Source organism: Actinomycetospora sp. 2LY8.5, from assembly GCF_057180585.1.
Genome location: NZ_JBXUHE010000032.1, coordinates 43,562 through 61,444, shown reverse-complemented (window position 1 = coordinate 61,444; position 17,883 = coordinate 43,562). Strand labels below are relative to the sequence as shown.

Annotated in this window: 18 protein-coding genes; 4 read left to right on the top strand and 14 right to left on the bottom strand. The window is 74.0% G+C overall.

Annotated features, from left to right (window positions below):
* Positions 1-81: 81 nt before the first annotated feature.
* The 3 genes from AC2A1K_RS26585 to AC2A1K_RS26575 all read right to left on the bottom strand — a co-directional run bounded on the left by AC2A1K_RS26585 (position 82) and on the right by AC2A1K_RS26575 (position 3,923).
* Positions 82-1,314, bottom strand: coding sequence for an acyl-CoA dehydrogenase family protein (locus AC2A1K_RS26585; RefSeq protein ID WP_483899350.1), 1,233 nt, complete (start codon positions 1,312-1,314; stop codon positions 82-84).
* Positions 1,311-2,282 carry an SDR family NAD(P)-dependent oxidoreductase gene (locus tag AC2A1K_RS26580; RefSeq protein ID WP_483899349.1) on the bottom strand — a complete coding sequence of 324 codons (972 nt, stop codon included), beginning with the start codon at positions 2,280-2,282 and terminating at the stop codon, positions 1,311-1,313. The genes AC2A1K_RS26585 and AC2A1K_RS26580 overlap by 4 nt, the downstream gene beginning before the upstream one ends.
* 69 nt (positions 2,283-2,351) lie before the next feature.
* Positions 2,352-3,923, bottom strand: a complete 1,572-nt coding sequence (locus AC2A1K_RS26575; RefSeq protein ID WP_483899348.1) for an alpha/beta hydrolase — start codon at positions 3,921-3,923, stop codon at positions 2,352-2,354.
* Positions 3,924-4,091: 168 nt separating this feature from the next.
* Here AC2A1K_RS26575 and AC2A1K_RS26570 point away from each other — a divergent pair, with 168 nt between their 5' ends.
* A complete protein-coding gene (locus AC2A1K_RS26570) occupies positions 4,092-5,162 on the top strand; it encodes an ATP-dependent DNA ligase (RefSeq protein ID WP_483899380.1) in 1,071 nt (356 codons plus the stop codon).
* Between the two features lie 70 nt (positions 5,163-5,232).
* Here the strand turns inward: AC2A1K_RS26570 and AC2A1K_RS26565 are convergent, their stop codons facing one another.
* The 9 genes from AC2A1K_RS26565 to AC2A1K_RS26525 all read right to left on the bottom strand — a co-directional run bounded on the left by AC2A1K_RS26565 (position 5,233) and on the right by AC2A1K_RS26525 (position 9,621).
* Positions 5,233-5,838 (bottom strand): Asp23/Gls24 family envelope stress response protein, encoded by a 606-nt coding sequence (locus tag AC2A1K_RS26565; RefSeq protein ID WP_483899347.1) that lies wholly within the window; start codon positions 5,836-5,838, stop codon positions 5,233-5,235.
* On the bottom strand, positions 5,835-6,368 hold the full coding sequence (locus AC2A1K_RS26560; RefSeq protein WP_483899346.1) for a DUF6286 domain-containing protein: 534 nt from the start codon (positions 6,366-6,368) through the stop codon (positions 5,835-5,837). Before AC2A1K_RS26560 ends, AC2A1K_RS26565 begins: the two co-directional genes overlap by 4 nt.
* 3 nt (positions 6,369-6,371) lie before the next feature.
* Positions 6,372-6,827 carry an Asp23/Gls24 family envelope stress response protein gene (locus tag AC2A1K_RS26555; protein WP_483899345.1) on the bottom strand — a complete coding sequence of 152 codons (456 nt, stop codon included), beginning with the start codon at positions 6,825-6,827 and terminating at the stop codon, positions 6,372-6,374.
* Positions 6,824-7,003 (bottom strand): hypothetical protein, encoded by a 180-nt coding sequence (locus AC2A1K_RS26550; protein ID WP_483899344.1) that lies wholly within the window; start codon positions 7,001-7,003, stop codon positions 6,824-6,826. Before AC2A1K_RS26550 ends, AC2A1K_RS26555 begins: the two co-directional genes overlap by 4 nt.
* A gap of 61 nt (positions 7,004-7,064) precedes the next feature.
* The gene (locus AC2A1K_RS26545; RefSeq protein ID WP_483899343.1) at positions 7,065-7,337 is read right to left on the bottom strand and encodes a hypothetical protein; all 273 of its coding nucleotides are present in this window, start codon (positions 7,335-7,337) and stop codon (positions 7,065-7,067) included.
* Positions 7,334-7,690, bottom strand: a complete 357-nt coding sequence (locus tag AC2A1K_RS26540) for a hypothetical protein (RefSeq protein ID WP_483899342.1) — start codon at positions 7,688-7,690, stop codon at positions 7,334-7,336. The genes AC2A1K_RS26545 and AC2A1K_RS26540 overlap by 4 nt, the downstream gene beginning before the upstream one ends.
* Positions 7,687-8,193 (bottom strand): Asp23/Gls24 family envelope stress response protein, encoded by a 507-nt coding sequence (locus tag AC2A1K_RS26535; protein ID WP_483899341.1) that lies wholly within the window; start codon positions 8,191-8,193, stop codon positions 7,687-7,689. The genes AC2A1K_RS26540 and AC2A1K_RS26535 overlap by 4 nt, the downstream gene beginning before the upstream one ends.
* A 118-nt stretch (positions 8,194-8,311) precedes the next feature.
* Complete coding sequence (locus AC2A1K_RS26530; RefSeq protein WP_483899340.1) at positions 8,312-9,070, bottom strand: pyrimidine reductase family protein; 759 nt, start codon at positions 9,068-9,070, stop codon at positions 8,312-8,314.
* Entirely contained in the window at positions 9,067-9,621 is a 555-nt protein-coding gene (locus AC2A1K_RS26525; protein WP_483899339.1) for a DUF3072 domain-containing protein, read from the bottom strand. The genes AC2A1K_RS26530 and AC2A1K_RS26525 overlap by 4 nt, the downstream gene beginning before the upstream one ends.
* Positions 9,622-10,047: 426 nt before the next feature.
* Here AC2A1K_RS26525 and gltB point away from each other — a divergent pair, with 426 nt between their 5' ends.
* Positions 10,048-14,661, top strand: a complete 4,614-nt coding sequence (gene gltB / locus AC2A1K_RS26520; RefSeq protein ID WP_483899338.1) for a glutamate synthase large subunit — start codon at positions 10,048-10,050, stop codon at positions 14,659-14,661.
* Positions 14,654-16,117: a glutamate synthase subunit beta gene (locus AC2A1K_RS26515; protein WP_483899337.1), complete on the top strand. Its 1,464-nt coding sequence runs from the start codon at positions 14,654-14,656 to the stop codon at positions 16,115-16,117. The genes gltB and AC2A1K_RS26515 overlap by 8 nt, the downstream gene beginning before the upstream one ends.
* Before the next feature lie 76 nt (positions 16,118-16,193).
* Here AC2A1K_RS26515 and AC2A1K_RS26510 read toward each other — a convergent pair whose 3' ends face one another.
* The gene (locus AC2A1K_RS26510) at positions 16,194-16,565 is read right to left on the bottom strand and encodes a hypothetical protein (protein WP_483899336.1); all 372 of its coding nucleotides are present in this window, start codon (positions 16,563-16,565) and stop codon (positions 16,194-16,196) included.
* Between the two features lie 145 nt (positions 16,566-16,710).
* Between AC2A1K_RS26510 and AC2A1K_RS26505 the strand changes: the two genes are divergently transcribed.
* Positions 16,711-17,424, top strand: a complete 714-nt coding sequence (locus AC2A1K_RS26505; RefSeq protein ID WP_483899335.1) for a GNAT family N-acetyltransferase — start codon at positions 16,711-16,713, stop codon at positions 17,422-17,424.
* A 6-nt stretch (positions 17,425-17,430) separates the two neighbouring features.
* Here the strand turns inward: AC2A1K_RS26505 and AC2A1K_RS26500 are convergent, their stop codons facing one another.
* A complete protein-coding gene (locus AC2A1K_RS26500; protein ID WP_483899334.1) occupies positions 17,431-17,727 on the bottom strand; it encodes a hypothetical protein in 297 nt (98 codons plus the stop codon).
* Between the last annotated feature and the right edge of the window lie 156 nt (positions 17,728-17,883).

Genomic DNA, 17,883 nt, shown 5'->3' with positions numbered 1-17,883 from the left:
CGGCAACGACCGTCGTCCCACGTCCGGCCGGGTGAACGACCGCCGTGACATCCGGGTGTACCGATCTCCTCCGTACGGCCCTCAGCGGAGGAGTGTGTCCGAGATGATCTTCCGTTGAATCTCCGAGGTGCCCTCGAAGATGGTCGTGAGACGGGCGTCGCGCCAGTAGCGCTCGACCGAGTGCTCCGTGGTGTAGCCGTTGCCGCCGAAGATCTGCAGCGCGTCGCTCGTGACGCGTTCGGCCGTCTCCGAGGCGAACAGCTTGGCCGACGACGCCGCGACGTCACCCCCGGGCGCGCGCTCGTCGAGCAGCCACGCCGCGTGCCACCACAACGTGCGGGCGGCCTCGACGGCCGCGGACATGTCGGCGAGCTTGTGACGTAGGGACTGCTGGTCGGCGATCGGGTGACCGAACTGCTCGCGGCGGCGGCTGTAGGCCACTGCGTCCTCCAGCGCCCCGCGGGCGAGCCCCACGGCGCGGGCCGCGGTCTGCACCCGGGCGGTGCCCAGCCAGCGCAGGCTGTCCTTGAAGCCCTGGCCCTCGGCCTGCCCGGTGTCCTGCAGGGCCTCGGCGGGCAGCCGCAGGCCGTCGAGCTGCAGCTCCCAGGTCGTCAGGCCGAAGTAACCGATCTTGTCGATCGGCGTGCCGGTGACGCCGTCCGGGAAGCTCCCGCGCTCCTTGGGCACGAGGAACAGCTCGAGGCCGTCGGAGCGGCTCTCACCCTCGCCGGGCGGGCGCGTCCGGGCCAGCAGGTGCAGGAAGTCGGCCGAGAGCGCGTGGCCCACCCACCGCTTGGTGCCCTCGACGACCCAGCCGTCCTCGGTGCGGGTAGCCGTGCACTCGACGCCCGCGAGGTCGGAACCGGCGTGCGGCTCGGAGAACGCGATCGCCCCGACCCAGTCGCCCGCGGCGCTCGCGCGCAGCAGCTCGGCGCGGCGACGCGGGTCGGGCGAGGCGCAGCCGGTGCCGTTGCCGCGAGCGATGATGCTGCCGACGCTCATCCAGGCGCGGGCGAGCTCCTCGGAGACGAGGCAGTACTCGAACACCCCGAGACCCTGCCCGCCGTGCTCGGCGTCCACCAGGATCCCGAAGAACCCCAGCTCGCCGAGACGGTCGAGCAGCGACGCCGGAATGTCCTCGCGCCGCGGGTCGAGCTCGTCGGCGACCGGAAGGACCTCCTCCATGGCGAAGGCCCGTGCGGTCTGCTGCAGCGCCCGGCGCCCGGGGGTCAGGGCCAGTGCGTCGGACGGGGCCGCGGTGGTGACCTCACCCAGCCCGCGACGCTTCCAGGTCGGTGCCTCGGTCGAGCTCACTGCTGCGCTCCCGTCGCCTCCACGCACAGCGTCCAGAGGGCGGCCCGCGCCTGGGGCGTCTCGGCGCCCCGGGGGAGGTAGTGGGTGGGGCGCGGGGCCCGGTCGTGCCAGAACACCCCGGTGCTGTGCCCGGCCTCGGCGGCGGCCTGCAGCCACACGGCCGTGTCGGCGCCCTGCTCGTCGGTGCGCAGCAGGGGACCGGTGACGCGGTGGAACCCGGGCATCGAGCTCGCGACGCCGGGGGTGTCGGCCCAGCCCGGATGCATGCTGTGGACGACGATGCCGTCGCTCGCGAGGTCGTCGGCGAGCAGCTCGGCGAGCACCACCTGCATGCGCTTGGTCCGCGCGTAGGCCGCGCCGCCGGAGTAGGTGCCGCAGCGGAACTCCGGGTCGTCGGTGGGCAGCGACGCGGTGTACATCCCGCCGGAGGACACGAGCACGACCCGCGACGGCGAGGTCGGCGACGCCGCGGCGCGCAGCACCGGGCGCAGTCGGCGGGTCAGCAGGAACGGCCCGAGCACGTGGGTGGCCAGCGCCAGTTCGTGGCCGTCGGCGGTCTCGGTGCGCTCGGGGGGCATGACGCCTGCGTTGTGCACGAGCCCGTGCACCGCCGCCTCGCGGTCGCGGACCTCCGCGGCGTAGCGGCGCACGTCGGCGAGCGACGACACGTCGCACTCGGCGACGTCGACGACGGCGTCCGGGTGCTCCGCGCGCAGGGCGGCGCGCGCCTGCTCGCCCCGGGCGCGGTCGCGCACCACGAGCTCGACCCGGGCGCCGAGCGCCACGAGCCCGCGCGCGGTGGCGGCGCCGAGTCCGCCGGAGGCGCCGGTGACGAGAATCGTCCGGCCGTCGAGGCTGCCGGCCCGCAGCGTGTCCCAGCCGGCACGCCGCGCGGCGTAGCCCAGCCGGGAGTAGCCGGGCAGGACCAGACGGTCGAGCGCCGCGTCGACCAGGCGGGGAAGTTGCACGGAGGGCAGGCTACGCAGGACCACGTCCCGGGGCTCCCCGGAACGAGCGGACAAAGATCACGCGAACGGTCACGGCGGGCAGACCGTGCCCTGCTGGGGAAGGTTGCCGTCGCGCAGGTAGCCGGCGACGGCGGTGCGGACGCACGGGGTGGCGGGGAAGGCACCGTGACCCGCGCCGAGCCAGGTCACCAGGCTCGCGGACCCGAGCTGGTTCGCGGCGCGCTCGCTGCCCGGCAGCGGGGTGATCGGGTCGCCGCGCGTGCCGAGCACCAGCGACGGCGGCCCGGTGGCCCCACCCGGCGGCGGGACCTCGGTCGGCACCGGCCACGAGCTGCACAGCAGCGCGTCGTGCGCGAAGTACGCCCCGAACACCGGGTCGGCGGCCCGTGCCTGGCCCGCGTCCCGGGCGACCTGGTCGAGCGTGGGCCGTTCGGTGGTGTCGTTGCAGGTCAGGAGGACCCCGGCGTCGAAGCCACCGCCGTCGGCCTCCTCCGGCGCGAGCAGGTCGAGCACCCCGGTGGCGTCGCCCTCGCCGGCGGACGCGATCGCGGCGGCGAGCGCGGGCCAGCGGGTCGGCTCGCCGAGCCCGGCGACGAGCGCGCGGGTGGCGGTGCCGTCGGTGACGCGCCGGCCGCCCGACCCGGCCAGGGGCGCCGCGTGCAGGTTGGTGAGGATGCCGGCGACCGCCCCCGCCGGGTCGGGGCCGAGCGGGCAGTCCGGGCGGGCGGTGCAGTCGGCGGCGAAGGTGTTGAGGGCCTCCCGCGCGGCGGTGGCGCGCTCGCGGGCGCGCTGGGAGAACGAGGTCGTCGCGTCCGGGGCCCCGTCGAGCACCGTGCGGCCGACCGCACCCGGGTACTGCCGTGCCCACGTCGCGGCGACCCCGGCACCCTCGCCGACGCCCATGACGTGCATCCGCTCGACCCCGAGGCTCGCCCGCACCTCCTCGAGGTCCTCGGCGTCGACGGCGGTGCGGAAGTCGGTGAGGGAGTTCTCGAGCACCTGGGTGCACGTACGGGCTGCGGCCGCCGCGGCGTCACGCATCCCGGTGAGGGAGCCCGGGTCGGCCGCCACCGGGTCGGCGTCGACCAGCGCCTCGCGCACCGAGGGCGTGATGCAGTCGACGGGCTCGGAGTTGCCGGTGCCGCGCAGGTCGACGCCGTAGAGCGCGGTGCCCGCGAGCACCGGCTCCGGCGCCGTCGCGGCGAGCCGGATCGCGCGGTCGCTGCCCGTCGGGCCGCCGGCCTCGCCGACCACGGCGATCGGGATCGGGCCGCCGGGCGGCAGCGGGCCGATGCTGACCTGCAGGACGCCCACCTCCGTGCGCGAGGACCCGCCGCCGCCGACCGCGACACTCTGGCAGCCGAAGCGCAGATCCCGGCCGCCGAGGTCGGCGGGGGCGAGCGTGCCCCGGATCTCGGCGGTGCAGTCGATGAACCCGGCGGCGGCCGCCGGGGCGGGCACCAGTGGCGGGAGCAGCGAGGGCGCCGGGCCCGGCGTGGACCCCTCCGGTGCGGGCTCCGCCGTCGGCGGCTCGTCGACGATCGTGGCGATCGGTGGTCGCTGCGACGGCCCGACCGCGCACGCGCCCAGCAGGGCGGCGCCCAGCACGACGACGAGAGCGCCTCTGAGAGGTCGGGGCACGCAACGCTCCTCGAGCCGGACGAGTTGACGGACGGGTGATCCGCCGGGGGCCTACCCCGCGAGTCTGACGGCCACGGGTGGCGTCCTGGTGAGGCCCCTCCGACGGGCCGGCTCCCCTCTCGGCGTGCTCCCCTTGCTGCTCCGAACCTGCGGGGGATGATGCTCCCCGTGGACCTGCCCGTCATGCCGCCCGTGGCCCCGATGCTGGCCAAGGCCGTCCCGGAGATCCCCACCGGGCAGCACTACGAACCGAAGTGGGACGGCTTCCGGTCGGTGGTGTTCCGCGACGGCGACGAGGTCGAGATCGGCAGCCGCAACGAGAAGCCGATGACCCGCTACTTCCCCGAGCTCGTCGAGGCCGTCCGGGCCGCGCTCCCGCCCCGGAGCGTCATCGACGGGGAGATCGTCGTCGTCGACGCCGAGGGCACCGGGCTGGACTTCGAGGCGCTGCTGCAGCGCGTGCACCCGGCCGCCTCGCGGGTGAGGAAGCTGTCCGTCGAGACCCCGGCCCACTTCGTCGCGTTCGACCTGCTGGCCCTCGGCGACGAGGATCTCACCTCCCGCCCCTTCACCGAGCGCCGCGCCCGCCTGGCCGAGGTCGTCGGGGGCCTGGCGCGCCCCGACATCCACCTGACGCCGATGACCGAGGACCTCGACACGGCCGAGGAGTGGTTCGAGCAGTTCGAGGGCGCCGGGCTCGACGGGCTCATCGCCAAGAAGGCGGACCTGACCTACCAGCCCGACAAGCGGGTCATGAGCAAGATCAAGCACGAGCGCACCGCCGACTGCGTCGTCGCCGGTTACCGGGTCCACAAGTCCGGGCCCGACGCGCTGGGCTCGCTGCTGCTCGGGCTCTACACCGAGGACGGCTCGCTGCAGAGCATCGGCGTGATCGGCGCCTTCCCGATGGCCAGGCGCAAGGAGCTGTTCACCGAGCTCCAGCCGCTGGTCACCTCGTTCGAGGGCCACCCCTGGGCCTGGGCGGCGCAGGAGGAGGGCACCCGCACGCCGCGCGAGGCCGAGCACAGCCGGTGGAACGCGCAGAAGGACCTGTCGTTCGTGCCGCTGCGCCCGGAGCGCGTGGTCGAGGTCAAGTACGACCACATGGAAGGCGTCCGCTTCCGCCACACCGCGCAGTTCAAGCGCTGGCGCCCGGACCGCGACCCGGCGTCCTGCACGTTCTCCCAGCTCGACCGGCCGGTGCGGTTCGACCTCGCCGAGGTGCTCACCGCTCGTTGACCCGCCGAGGCGGGTCGACGGTCGGCGCTCCTTCGTCGCGCTGCCCGCCGCGGCGGTGGCAGCGCGGTGGCTACTCCACCCGCGCCGGCGTCGGCGACGCGCTGGCGTCGAGCTCCAGGCGCACGGCCGTCGGCAGTGCGGACACGGCGAACGCCTCGCGGGCGCGGGCGAGGACCCGGCCGTCGAGATCGGCCCACACGTCGCGGACGTCGGTGCCCTCCACCAGCGTCAACGCGATGCGCAGCGCGGGCTTCTGCGGTGTCCCGACGAGCCGGACGCGGGCCCGGCTCACGCCGTCGATCGTCTCGGCGTCGTGGCGCACGGCGTCACAGATCGCGGCGTGCTCGACGGTGAGCCGCTGCCCGGGCAGCTCGGAGAGCGACACGTCGGGCCGAGGCTCGGGACGCAGGGAGCGCAGCGTCCACCAGACGCCGACGACGAACAGCACGAGGCCGGCGCCGATCGCGATCCAGCGGGTGGCCGAGACGTGGGTCGACACCCAGGACACGGCGATCGGGTCGATCAGCGGGCGACCCGCGCGGTTGGTCCCGAACACGCCGTAGCTCACGAGCAGCGCGAGCACCGACGTGACGACGAGGACGAGGCCGAGCAGCAGGGTGAGCGTGCGGTCGCCCCCGGCGGACCGGGCGACGGCCTTGCGGGAGCGGCGGCTCACTTGACCCCCTTGGTGGTGGTGACCGACACCGCGACCCGCGGGCGCCGCGCCAGGGGCAGCCGGACGAGCAGCTCCTCGACGCGGTCGCGCACCGCCGTCCGGACCCCCTCGGCGGGGTCGAGGGTCGCGGCCTTGACGGTGATCTTCGACGACGACGCGACCACGGACGCGGAGACGACGTCGTCGTGCGAGCGGACCTCGTGGCCCACGGCGCGGGCCAGTGAGCGCGGCGAGGTGGTGACCGTCACCTCGGGGACCGGGTCGGCCAGGAACACGTCGTGCCGGCGTGCCGTCAGCGCGATGAGCAGCACGAACAGCCCGATGACGCCGACGACGACCGCCAGGACCCGGACCGACCCGGACTGCCAGGTCAGGCCCTCGACGGCCGTGCGCCACGCCGGCCACGGCACGACGAGCGGGCTCGAGGCCGGCGCGATCCAGGCCGTCACCGTCTCGACCACGAGGGCGAGGCCGACGACGGCGAGCAGCAGGCCGAACAGCGGCGCGAGCACGCGCAGGAGCAGGCGCACTTCTCACTCCGTCCGGGAGGAGGGGGTCCGGGAGGTCGCCGATCGGGACGGGGCGGCCCGGAGATCGGGATCGGTCAGCGCCGAGACGCCGATGTCGAGCGAGCGCACGCGATACGGCGTCAGCGCCTGCACCCGGTCGCGGACGGTGTCGCGCACGGCGGCGGCACTGTCGGCGATCCGGGCCGGGTAGGCCAGCGGGACCTCGAGGCGCAGGTCGACCTGCTCGCCGTAGCCCGAGACCTTCGCGCTGGTCCCGGACTCGCCGAGGTCCAGCCCGGCCAGGCGGCGCTGGGTGCGCACGGTGCCCGCGGTGTGGTCCGCGGCGTACTCCGCGATCTTGCGGACCACGGAGAGCGACACGTCCAGGCGGCCCCGCTCGGCGGCCTCGTCGAGGCTCTCCGGGACGGAGTCGACCATGGGGACGCCCGTCGGCGCGGTGACGTCGGTCGGGGTGCTCATTTGTCGCGGCCGCGCCCGACGAACTGGTTGACGTCGAGCTCACCGTCGAGCACGCGTCCGACGACGAAGCCCAGGACGCCGAGGATCAGGGCGACGAAGAAGCCCGGGAGACCGCCGGCGGCGGCCGCCACACCCAGGATGAGGCCGACGAACATGCCGGCGCGGGTGGCGCTCATGACCACTACCTCCACGAAGAACGTCGCCCCGCGCGGTCGGCGGGGCGGGACTGCTGCACGACTACTGCACGCGGGCGCTGCCGCGGCGCGGGTCGTACCGGCGGGCCAGGCGGCGCCCGAACCGCCCGAGCCGGGCGAGGCGGCCGTCGGGGACGACGACGATCGGCGCGTCGAGCCGGGGATCCCCGGCGTCCGGCCGGGTCGGGCGAGCGGCGGCTCCGTGAGCCGCCAGACCCTCCCGGAAGGCGACCGGGTCGCCGCCGACGTCGGGGTGGTGCGCGCGGACGAACGCCCGCCGCGCCGCCCGCGCCTCGTCGCCGACCGTCTCGCTCACCCCGGCATCTCCATGTCGACGACGGTGACGTCGACGCGCCGGTTGCCGGACGCCGCCGCGACGATCCGGCGCAGCTCCGCCGCGGTCGCCTCCACCGGGGCGCCGTAGTACAGGACCACGGCGATCCGGTCGGGCTCCTCGGCGTCGCCGAGGACGATGCCGGGCAGCCGGCGCCCGGGCAGGTAGCTCGCCACCGTGCCGAACGGCCCGCCGGAGAGCGCCGCCACCGCGGGGTGGGCGAGCAGCTCCTCGGCGATCCGCTCCGGCAGCGGGCCGAGCCCCGGGGCCTCCGGCGTCCCCGGGGCCAGCGCGGCGCTCGGGGGCCGGGTCCCGGTGGGGTGGTCCGTGCTCACTCGACGCGCGTCGACGGCTGGCTCGGCGCCGCCTCGCCGTTGTCGTCGTCGTCGTCGCCGGGCATGTGGATGTCGTTGACGGCGATGTTGACCTCGATCACCTCGAGGCCGGTCATCTGCTCGACCGCGGCGATGACGTTGCGGCGCACGGCGCGGGCGAGCTCGACGATCCCGGCGCCGTACTCGACGACGATGTCGAGGTCGATCGCGGCCTGCTTCTCGCCGACCTCGACCTGGACGCCGGCGGCCTGCGAGGTGCCGCTGCCGCCGGGGATGCGCTCGCGGATGGCGCCGAAGGCGCGCGAGACGCCGCCGCCCATCGAGTGCACGCCGGAGACGTCGCGGGCGGCGATGCCGGCGATCTTCTGGACCACGCCGGAGGCGATGGTGGTCTTGCCCTGCCCCGTGTCGTCGGCGAGGCGGGCGGGGGTCGCGCCCCCGGTCCGTCCGCTCGACACGGCTGCGGCCTCGGAGCCGGTGGCGGTGCTGGGGCTCTGCGTCATGGTGTGGCGCTCCTGGGTGCGCGGGTGTCTCGTCCGTGGTGCACGTTCATGACCGGGTGGGCCGGTTGCCGACCCGGTACCCGTGGGACACGGCGGACGCCGGGAAAGTCATGGCGTGTCACCCGAAAGGAGTAACGAGGTAGCGCAGGAGCAGCCCGTGGTCGTGGGCGACGACCGAGGCCAGCGTCAGGGGCCGCGGGCCGTCGAGCGCGGGGCCGCCGACGATGCGCTCGATACCCCCGCCGGCCAGCTGGGGCGCGACGCTCAGGCAGAGCTCGTCGACGCGGCCGGCGGCGAGCAGGGAGCCGAACAGCGCCGGGCCGCCCTCGCAGAGGACGCGGGTCAGCCCGCGCGCGGCGAGGGCGGCGAGCGCGGCGTCGGGGTCGGTGGCGCCGGTCTCGTCGCCGCTGACGGCGACCACCTCGGCCCGGTCGAGTCTCGTCGCGGCCTCCTCGGCGTGCGCCGCGGCGACGAGGACGAGCGGCGGCACGGAGGTGTCGGTGAAGAGGCCCGCGTCGGGATCGAGGTCGCCGCGGGTGCTGACGACGGCGATCGGCGGGACGGCCGCCTGGCCCCGGGCCGTCCGGCGCTCGCGGCGCTCGGGCGTGGTGCGCGCCCCGCGGTAGCGCTCGGCGCGCGCCGTGCCCGCCCCGACGAGGACGACGTCGGCGAGCTCGCGCAGGACGCCGAACACCTCGCGGTCGCCCGGAGCGTGCAGGCCGGTGGAGAGCCCGCCGTGCGCCTTGTCCGACACCGCCCCGTCCGCGCTGGCGACGAAGTTCACGCGGACCCAGGGTGCGTCCGGGTAGGCGTAGAGCTCGAGGAGGTCGTCGCGCCCCAGCTCACCACCCTCCGGTGAGGGCCAGACCCGCCTCACGAAGAGGCCTTCCGCGCTGATGTCCTCCGGCGGAGGTCGTCGATCGCCTCCGAGGCCTGCGACTTCGTCAGCCCGGTCGGTGGCTCGACGCCCGCTTGTTGCGCGAGGGTCTCCAGGTAGCTGGCCTGCGGCCCGGTCATCGGCTCGTCCCCTGTCACCCATTCGGACGTCGGACGCTCCTGGCGGGAGAGATCGGGAACGTCACCCGAGTCGCCGGCGCCGCTCGCCCCCGCAGACCCGTCACCGGGCGTCACCGACCCCTGGAGGCGCTCGATCTCGTCGGACGCCTGCGCCTTGGTGAGGCCGGACGGCGGAGCCTCTCCGGCCTGGTGGGCGAGGGTCTCGAGGTAGCTGGCCTGGGGCCCGGTCATGGGCTCGTCACCGGTGACCCACGCGCTGTTGTCCTTCGCCGCGGGGGAGTCGTCACCCGGGGTCGTCACGGCGTGCCCGGAGGGCGCCGCGGCCGCCCCACCGCCGTACCCAGCGGTAGTGGCCTCTTGGCCCGACGGTGTGTCGTCGGTCAGACTGGTCGGCGTGTCGGGATCGGTCATGAGCACTCCTCGCTCGTCGGGCGACGTCGCCGCGGCTGGTCTGCCCGGCCGCGACCCGTACGGTGATACGGCCGGGCGCGCGGCTGATACGGCCGAGCCCTCGAACAGACGTTCGAGGCACTGACCTGGTTACCCCCTCAACGGCGAGGGACACCTCGGTCGGCCGACCGCGCTCCGTGTCCGATTCCGCGTTGCTGCGCTATGGCGATCAGCACTCTTTCGGACGCGTCCGCACGGTGCGCAGTGACGGCCGCGGAGGTTAACGTCAGATTGCCCCTCCGGTCGTCCGCCCACGGACTCCACGACCGGTGCGCCGGGGCCTCTCCCGGGCCGAGCGCCGTCACAGCGAGCGCTCCCCGGAAGCCACGACCACCACGCCGGACCCCGGCACCACCACCTGCACGGAAGCGACGATCGGAGGCGCACGTGGAGACTCGACGTTCCGAGGGGCTCTACGACCCGGCGTACGAGCACGACGCCTGCGGCGTCGCCTTCGTGGCCGACATCGCCGGGCGTCGTGACCACCGCACCGTCACCCGCGGCCTGACCGCGTTGCTGAACCTCGAGCACCGGGGTGCCCGGGGCGCCGAGCCGGAAACCGGCGACGGCGCCGGCATCCTCCTCCAGGTCCCGGACGGCCTCTACCGCCCGATCCTCGCCGAGGCGGGCGTCGAGCTCCCCGAGGCCGGACGCTACGCCGTCGGCAACGGGTTCCTGCCCGCGAACGCCGATCCGGCGCAGGTCGAGGAGATCGTCGCGCGCATCGCCGCCGAGGAAGGACTCGAGGTCCTGACCTGGCGCGAGCTGCCCGTCGACCCCGACGGCGCCGGCATCGGCGACACCGCCCGCGAGGTCATGCCGCGGTTCCGCCAGCTCTTCCTGGGCCTGCCGGCCGCCGTGGACCACGTCGTCGACACGCCGAACGCGGGGGACGACGACGCGGGCGTCGTGATGACCCTGGAGCGGCGCGCCTTCGCCGTCCGCAAGCGGGTGGAGCACGAGACGCGCGCGGCGGGCGTCGAGACCTACTTCCCGAGCCTGTCCGGACGCACCGTCGTCTACAAGGGCATGCTCGCCGAGGCGCAGCTCGAGGCGTTCTTCGCCGACCTGGCCGACGAGCGCACCACCAGCTCGATCGCGCTGGTGCACAGCCGCTTCTCCACCAACACCTTCCCGGCGTGGAGCCTCGCGCACCCGTACCGCTACCTCGCGCACAACGGCGAGATCAACACGCTGCGCGGCAACCGGAACTGGATGGCCGCGCGCGAGTCGATGCTCACCACCGGGGCGTTCGGCGGCGACACCGCCGCCGACCTGGACCGGCTCTTCCCGATCGTCACCCCGGACGCCAGCGACTCCGCGACGTTCGACGAGGTGCTCGAGCTGCTGCACCTCGGTGGGCGCTCGCTGCCGCACGCGGTGCTGATGATGATCCCGGAGGCGTGGGAGAACCACACCGAGATGGACCCGGCCCGCCGGGCCTTCTACCGGTACCACTCCACCCTGATGGAGGCCTGGGACGGCCCGGCGCTCGCCGCGTTCACCGACGGCTCGGTGATCGGCGCGGTGCTCGACCGCAACGGTCTGCGCCCCGCCCGCTACTGGGTCACCGAGGACGGCCTCGTCGTGCTCGGCTCCGAGGTCGGCGTCCTCGACATCGACCCCACGACGATCGTGCGCAAGGGCCGCCTCGAGCCGGGCCGCATGTTCCTCGTCGACACCGTCGGGCGGCGCATCGTCGACGACGACGAGATCAAGGGCGAGCTCGCCGCCGAGCACCCCTACGACGAGTGGCTGCACGCGGGGATGGTCGAGCTGGCCGACCTGCCGGTCCGCGAGCGCATCCCGTTCAAGCACGACACCCTCGTGCGCCGCCAGCAGTCCTTCGGCTACACCGGCGAGGAGGTCTCGCTGCTGCTGCGCCCCATGGCGACCACCGGCGCCGAGGCCACCGGCTCGATGGGCAACGACGCGCCGCTCGCGCCGTTCTCCTCGCGCAGCCGGCTGCTGTTCGACTACTTCGTGCAGCTGTTCGCGCAGGTCACCAACCCACCGCTGGACGCCTACCGCGAGGAGCTCGTCACCTCGCTGCAGGTGCACCTGGGCTCGGAGACCAACCTGCTCGACGCCTCGCCGGCGTCGTGCCGCCGCGTCGTGCTGCCCCTGCCGGTGCTCGACGACGACGAGCTCGCCCAGCTCGTCGGCATCAACGACGACGGCGACATGCCCGGCTTCGCGCCGTACGTGGTGTCCGGGCTCTACCACCACGCCGGCGGCGGGGAGGCACTGCGCGCCCGGCTCGCGGAGATCCGCGAGGAGGTCGGCACGGCCGTCGCCGACGGCGCGCGCATCATCATCCTGTCCGACCGCAACTCCGACGCCGAGCACGCCCCGATCCCGTCGCTGCTGCTCACCGGCGCGGTCCACCACCACCTCGTGCGGGAGAAGACCCGCACCCGGGTCGACCTCGTGGTCGAGGCCGGCGACGTCCGCGAGACCCACCACGTCGCGCTGCTGCTGGGCTACGGCGCGAGCGCAGTGAACCCCTACCTCGCGCTCGACACGGTCGACGACCTCATCGACCGCGGCATCATCACCGGCGTCACCTCCGGTACCGCCACCCGCAACGTCGTCGAGGCGCTGGCCAAGGGCGTCCGCAAGGTCATGAGCAAGATGGGCATCTCGACGGTCGCCTCCTACATGGGCGCCCAGGTGTTCGAGGCCATCGGCCTGGGCACCGAGGTCGTCGAGGACTGCTTCGCCGGCACCACCTCGCGCCTCGGCGGCGTGGGCTACGACGTCCTCGCCGAGGAGGTCGCGATCCGTCACCGCCAGGCCTGGCCCGCGGACGGCGTCAAGGCCGACCACCGCGAGCTCGCGGTCGGCGGCGAGTACCAGTGGCGCCGCGAGGGCGAGCTGCACGTCTTCAACCCGCACACGGTGTTCAAGCTGCAGCACTCCACGCGCACCCAGAACTACGACACGTTCAAGCAGTACACGAGCGCGGTCGACGAGCAGAGCTCGCGGCTGCTCACCCTGCGCGGCCTGTTCGGATTCAAGGAGGGCGAGCGGACCCCCGTCCCGATCGACGAGGTCGAGCCGGTCTCCGAGATCGTCAAGCGGTTCAACACCGGTGCCATCTCCTACGGGTCGATCTCGCAGGAGATGCACGAGGTGCTGGCCATCGCCATGAACCGCCTCGGCGGGCGTTCCAACACCGGCGAGGGCGGCGAGGACCCGGACCGCTTCACCCGCGACCCGAACGGCGACTCGCGGCGCTCGGCGGTCAAGCAGGTCGCGTCCGGGCGCTTCGGGGTGACCAGCGAGTACCTCGTCAACTCCGACGACATCCAGATCAAGATCGCCCAGGGCGCGAAGCCCGGCGAGGGCGGGCAGCTGCCCGGCCACAAGGTCTACCCGTGGATCGCGAAGACCCGGTACTCCACGCCCGGGGTCGGCCTCATCTCGCCGCCGCCGCACCACGACATCTACTCGATCGAGGACATCGCCCAGCTCATCCACGACCTGAAGAACGCCAACCCGCGGGCGCGCGTGCACGTCAAGCTCGTCTCGCAGGTCGGTGTCGGCACGGTCGCGGCGGGTGTGTCCAAGGCGCACGCCGACGTCGTCCTGATCTCCGGGCACGACGGCGGCACCGGCGCCTCGCCGCTGAGCTCGATCAAGCACGCGGGCGGCCCGTGGGAGCTCGGACTCGCCGAGACCCAGCAGACGCTGCTGGCCAACGGGCTGCGCGACCGGATCGTGGTGCAGACCGACGGGCAGCTCAAGACCGGTCGCGACGTCATCATCGCCGCCCTGCTGGGCGCCGAGGAGTTCGGCTTCGCGACGGCCCCGCTGGTGGTCAGCGGGTGCATCATGATGCGCGTCTGTCACCTCGACACCTGTCCGGTCGGCGTCGCGACCCAGAACCCCGTGCTGCGCCAGAAGTTCGACGGTAAGGCCGAGTACGTCGTCGCCTTCATGGAGTTCATCGCCCAGGAGGTCCGCGAGCACCTCGCGGCGCTGGGCTTCCGGTCGATCTCCGAGGCCATCGGGCACACCGAGGTCCTCGACACCCGCGCCGCCGAGTCGCACTGGAAGGCCGAGGGCCTCGACCTCTCCGCGGTCCTGCACCGCCCGGAGATGCCGGCCAACTTCGCCGGCCAGGCGCTGCACCGGACCAAGGACCAGGACCACGGCCTGGAGAAGGCGCTCGACCACACGCTGATCCAGCTCGCCGAGGGCGCGATCGCCGACGGCACCCCGGTGCGCCTCGAACTGCCGGTGCGCAACGTCAACCGCACCGTCGGCACGATGCTCGGGTCCGAGGTGACCCGCCGCTGGGGCGGCAAGGGCCTGCCCGACGACACCATCGACATCACGTTCACCGGGTCCGGCGGGCAGTCCTTCGGCGCGTTCCTGCCCCACGGCGTGACGATGCGGCTCATCGGCGACACCAACGACTACTTCGGCAAGGGCCTGTCGGGCGGGCGGCTCTCGGTGCGCCCGCACCCGCAGGCGCCGTTCGTCCCCGAGCAGAACATCGTGGCCGGCAACGTCATCCTCTACGGCGCCACCGCCGGCGAGGCGTACCTGCGCGGCAAGGTCGGTGAGCGCTTCTGCGTCCGCAACTCCGGCGCGCTGGCCGTCGTCGAGGGCGTCGGCGACCACGGCTGCGAGTACATGACCGGCGGCCGCGCGGTGATCCTCGGCCCGACCGGGCGCAACTTCGCGGCCGGCATGTCCGGCGGCATCGCCTACGTGCTCGACCTGCAGGAGAGCCGGGTCAACCACCAGATGGTCGAGCTCGAGGTCGTCGGCCCCGACGACGTCGAGGAGCTCCGGTCGTTCGTCGAGCGGCACTACGCCGCGACCGACTCGGCCGTGGCCCACGACCTGCTCACCGACTGGGATGCCGCCCTGCCGCGGTTCACCAAGGTGATGCCCACCGACTTCAAGCGGGTGCTGCAGGCGACCGCCGACGCGGAGCGCAACGGCCGCGACGTGAACGAAGCGATCATGGAGGCTGCTCGTGGCTGACCCGCGGGGTTTCATGACCACCGGCCGGGAGCTCCCGCGGCGCCGGCCCGTCGACATCCGGATCCGTGACTGGCACGAGGTCTACGAGGAGTTCAACCCGGCCACCCTGCGCAAGCAGGCCGGGCGCTGCATGGACTGCGGCATCCCGTTCTGCCACCAGGGCTGCCCGCTCGGGAACATGATCCCGGAGTGGAACGACCTGGTCTGGCGCGACGACTGGGCCGAGGCCATCGAGCGCCTGCACGCGACCAACAACTTCCCGGAGTTCACCGGGACGCTGTGCCCGGCGCCGTGCGAGGCCGCCTGCGTGCTCGGGATCAACTCCGACCCGGTGACGATCAAGCAGGTCGAGATCGAGATCATCGACCGCGCCTGGGACGAAGGCTTCGTGCGCCCGGTGCTCCCGGAGACGAAGACCGGGAAGTCGGTCGCCGTCGTCGGCTCGGGGCCCGCGGGCCTCGCCGCCGCCCAGCAGCTCACGCGCGTCGGGCACGACGTCACCGTCTACGAGCGCGCCGACCGCATCGGCGGGCTGCTGCGCTACGGCATCCCCGAGTTCAAGATGGAGAAGAAGCGCCTCGACCGCCGCCTCGAGCAGATGGTGGCCGAGGGGACGCGCTTCTTCGCGGGCGTCGAGGTCGGCGGCCCGGCCGCCACGGACCTGTCGGTCGAGAAGCTGCGCGCCGACCACGACGCCGTCGTGCTCTCGGTCGGCGCCACCGCCTGGCGTGACCTGCCGATCACCGGCCGCGAGCTGTCCGGTGTCCACCAGGCGATGGAGTACCTGCCGCCGTCGAACAAGGTGCAGCAGGGCGACTACGAGCGCTCCTTCATCGACGCCGAGGGCCGCGACGTCGTGGTCATCGGCGGCGGCGACACCGGCGCGGACTGCGTGGGGACCGCGCACCGCCAGGGCGCGCGGTCCGTGACCCAGCTCGAGATCATGCCGATCCCGCCGAGCGAGCGCCCCGCCACCAACCCGTGGCCGACCTACCCGATGATCTTCCGGATCTCCTCGGCCCACGAGGAGGGCGGCGAGCGGCTGTTCTCGGTGAACACCGAGGAGTTCCTCGGCGACGCCGACGGCCACCTGCGCGCGCTGCGTCTCGTCGACGTCGAGCGCGTCGACGGCAGGTTCGTGCCCGTCGAGGGCAGCGAGCGCGAGATCCCCGCCGACCTCGTCTTCCTCGCGATGGGCTTCCTCGGCCCGCAGAAGGAGGGGCTGCTCGACGGTCTGGGCGTGGAGTACGACGACCGCGGCAACGTGCGCCGGGGCGACGACTACCAGTCCTCGGTCGCGGGCGTGTTCGCCGCCGGCGACGCCGGTCGCGGGCAGTCGTTGATCGTCTGGGCGATCGCCGAGGGCCGCGCCGCCGCCGCCGGGGTCGACGCGTACCTCACGGGTCGCGACGTCCTCCCACGCCCGATCGCCCCGACCGACCGCGCGATGGCGTAGGTGATTCACAGCGAACGTGGTGTTCGCTGCTTCTATGCGCTCGAAGTCCCCGTTCGCGGGTGCGCCGAGGCCAGCTTCACGCGACGGCTGTGAGAGCCGGGCGCGCCGGGGCGGGGTGCGCGGCGAGGGCGGGCGCCGCGGTGCGGTTGTGCCGGGCGAGACGGGCGGGGCCGGCGACACGGGCGGGGCCGGCGAGACGGGCGGGGCCGGCGACACGGGCGGGGCCGGCGAGACGGGCGGGGCCGGCGACACGGGCGGGGCTGGCGACACGGGCGGGGCTGGCGATCACGTCGGCGTCGCGGAGCAGCCCGCAGTGCCCGATGCCGTCGACGACGACCGTCTCGGTGCCCTCGACGGTGACGACCCGGGTGACGATCCCGGCGACGAGGACCCGCAGCGCCGAGCGGAGCTCGCGGAGGTGGCGGCGCACCGTCGACGAGATGCCCATGATCCATCTCCGTGACCCGGGGCCGGGCTCGGTACCCGGCCTGTCCTGGTCATGAGCGTGCTCGCTAGATCGGCCCGTGTCGGGTGGGCGGGCCCGCCGACCGGGTAGGGTGCGCCCCCGCATTCACCCGGAAGGGGCGAGAACAGTGGACGTCCAGGGCATCGGCGCCACGGCGGCACGCTACGCCCGGGCCGCGCGGTACATGGTCGAGTCGGGTACGTACAAGGACACCGCGAAGCGGCTCGGACGCCGGGTGTCGTCGACCCGCCACGCCTACGGCCTCAAGCGGGACCTCACGACGGCGCACGAGACCCCCGTCGCCAAGATCCCGATCACGGTCCGCCCGCTCGTCGACGCCGACGTCCCGCGCATCCTCGACGAACACGCCGAGGTCGACGAGACCGAGCGCTGGGAGCGGCACACGCGGACACGGCTCCTCGAGCGCGGGATCGGGCAGCCGTACGTGGCCGTCGACCCGGACGACGACCCCTGCTACGTCCAGTGGCTGTTCGGGCCCGACGAGAACGCCGAGGTCCGCGAGTTCTTCCGCGGCATCTTCCCCGTGCTGGGCTCCGAGGAGGCATTGCTCGAGGGTGCGTTCACGCCCACCCGCCACCAGGGCCGGCGGATCATGAGCGCCGGCATGTCGATGATCGCGGAGAAGGCGCGCGACCTCGGCGCCCGCGACGTCCTCACCTTCGTCGGGGTCGAGAACATCGCGAGTCTCAAGGGCTGCGAGCGGGCGGGGTTCCTGCCCGCGCTGGACCGCTGGGAGACGCGGCGGCTCGGTCACCTGCGCGTCCGGTTCCGCCCGATGGGCCCCGGCGAGGTCGAGTGCGCCCGCGTCCTGAAGCCCTGACGGTCCCTACGCGGGGCGGGGCTGCCGGTGGGCGGCGATCGCCGGCACCGTGACCCGCAGGCGGTGCGGGGCGACCTGCCAGTAGCGACGGTCGGGGTCGGCCAGACGCCAGCGCTCGGCGAGCTCGGTGACCCGGTCCTCGTCCACCGCCCCCGGCCGTGCCCGCCACCGGCGGGAACGCCCCCGGACGAGGACGTCGAGAGCGCCCCAGGCCTCGTCGGCCGAGCCGTGCACGGTGACGATGGCCGGGGACTCGCCGTCCCCGAACAGCACCGTGTAGGCACTGACCGCGTCGTAGGTCACCGGATCTCCTCCCGCCGGTCCGTTCGGGCCGGCTCGAGTCCAGTGAAGCCCTCCGCGCGTCCCCCCGACGAGCGGCGCGCGGCGGTTCCGCGCCGAGCTGAACCGATTCCGCGGCGGGTGGTCCGGCCGCTCGTGTGTCGCCCGTCCGGTCGTGCC

What these genes read in the sequence shown, in the direction of transcription:
- AC2A1K_RS26555 (WP_483899345.1), bottom strand. Translation starts at nt 6,827, where the DNA reads ATGAGCACCCCGACCGACGTCACCGCGCCGACGGGCGTCCCCATGGTC.
- AC2A1K_RS26550 (WP_483899344.1), bottom strand. Translation starts at nt 7,003, where the DNA reads ATGAGCGCCACCCGCGCCGGCATGTTCGTCGGCCTCATCCTGGGTGTG.
- AC2A1K_RS26535 (WP_483899341.1), bottom strand. Translation starts at nt 8,193, where the DNA reads ATGACGCAGAGCCCCAGCACCGCCACCGGCTCCGAGGCCGCAGCCGTG.
- AC2A1K_RS26525 (WP_483899339.1), bottom strand. Translation starts at nt 9,621, where the DNA reads ATGACCGATCCCGACACGCCGACCAGTCTGACCGACGACACACCGTCG.
- AC2A1K_RS26510 (WP_483899336.1), bottom strand. Translation starts at nt 16,565, where the DNA reads ATGGGCATCTCGTCGACGGTGCGCCGCCACCTCCGCGAGCTCCGCTCG.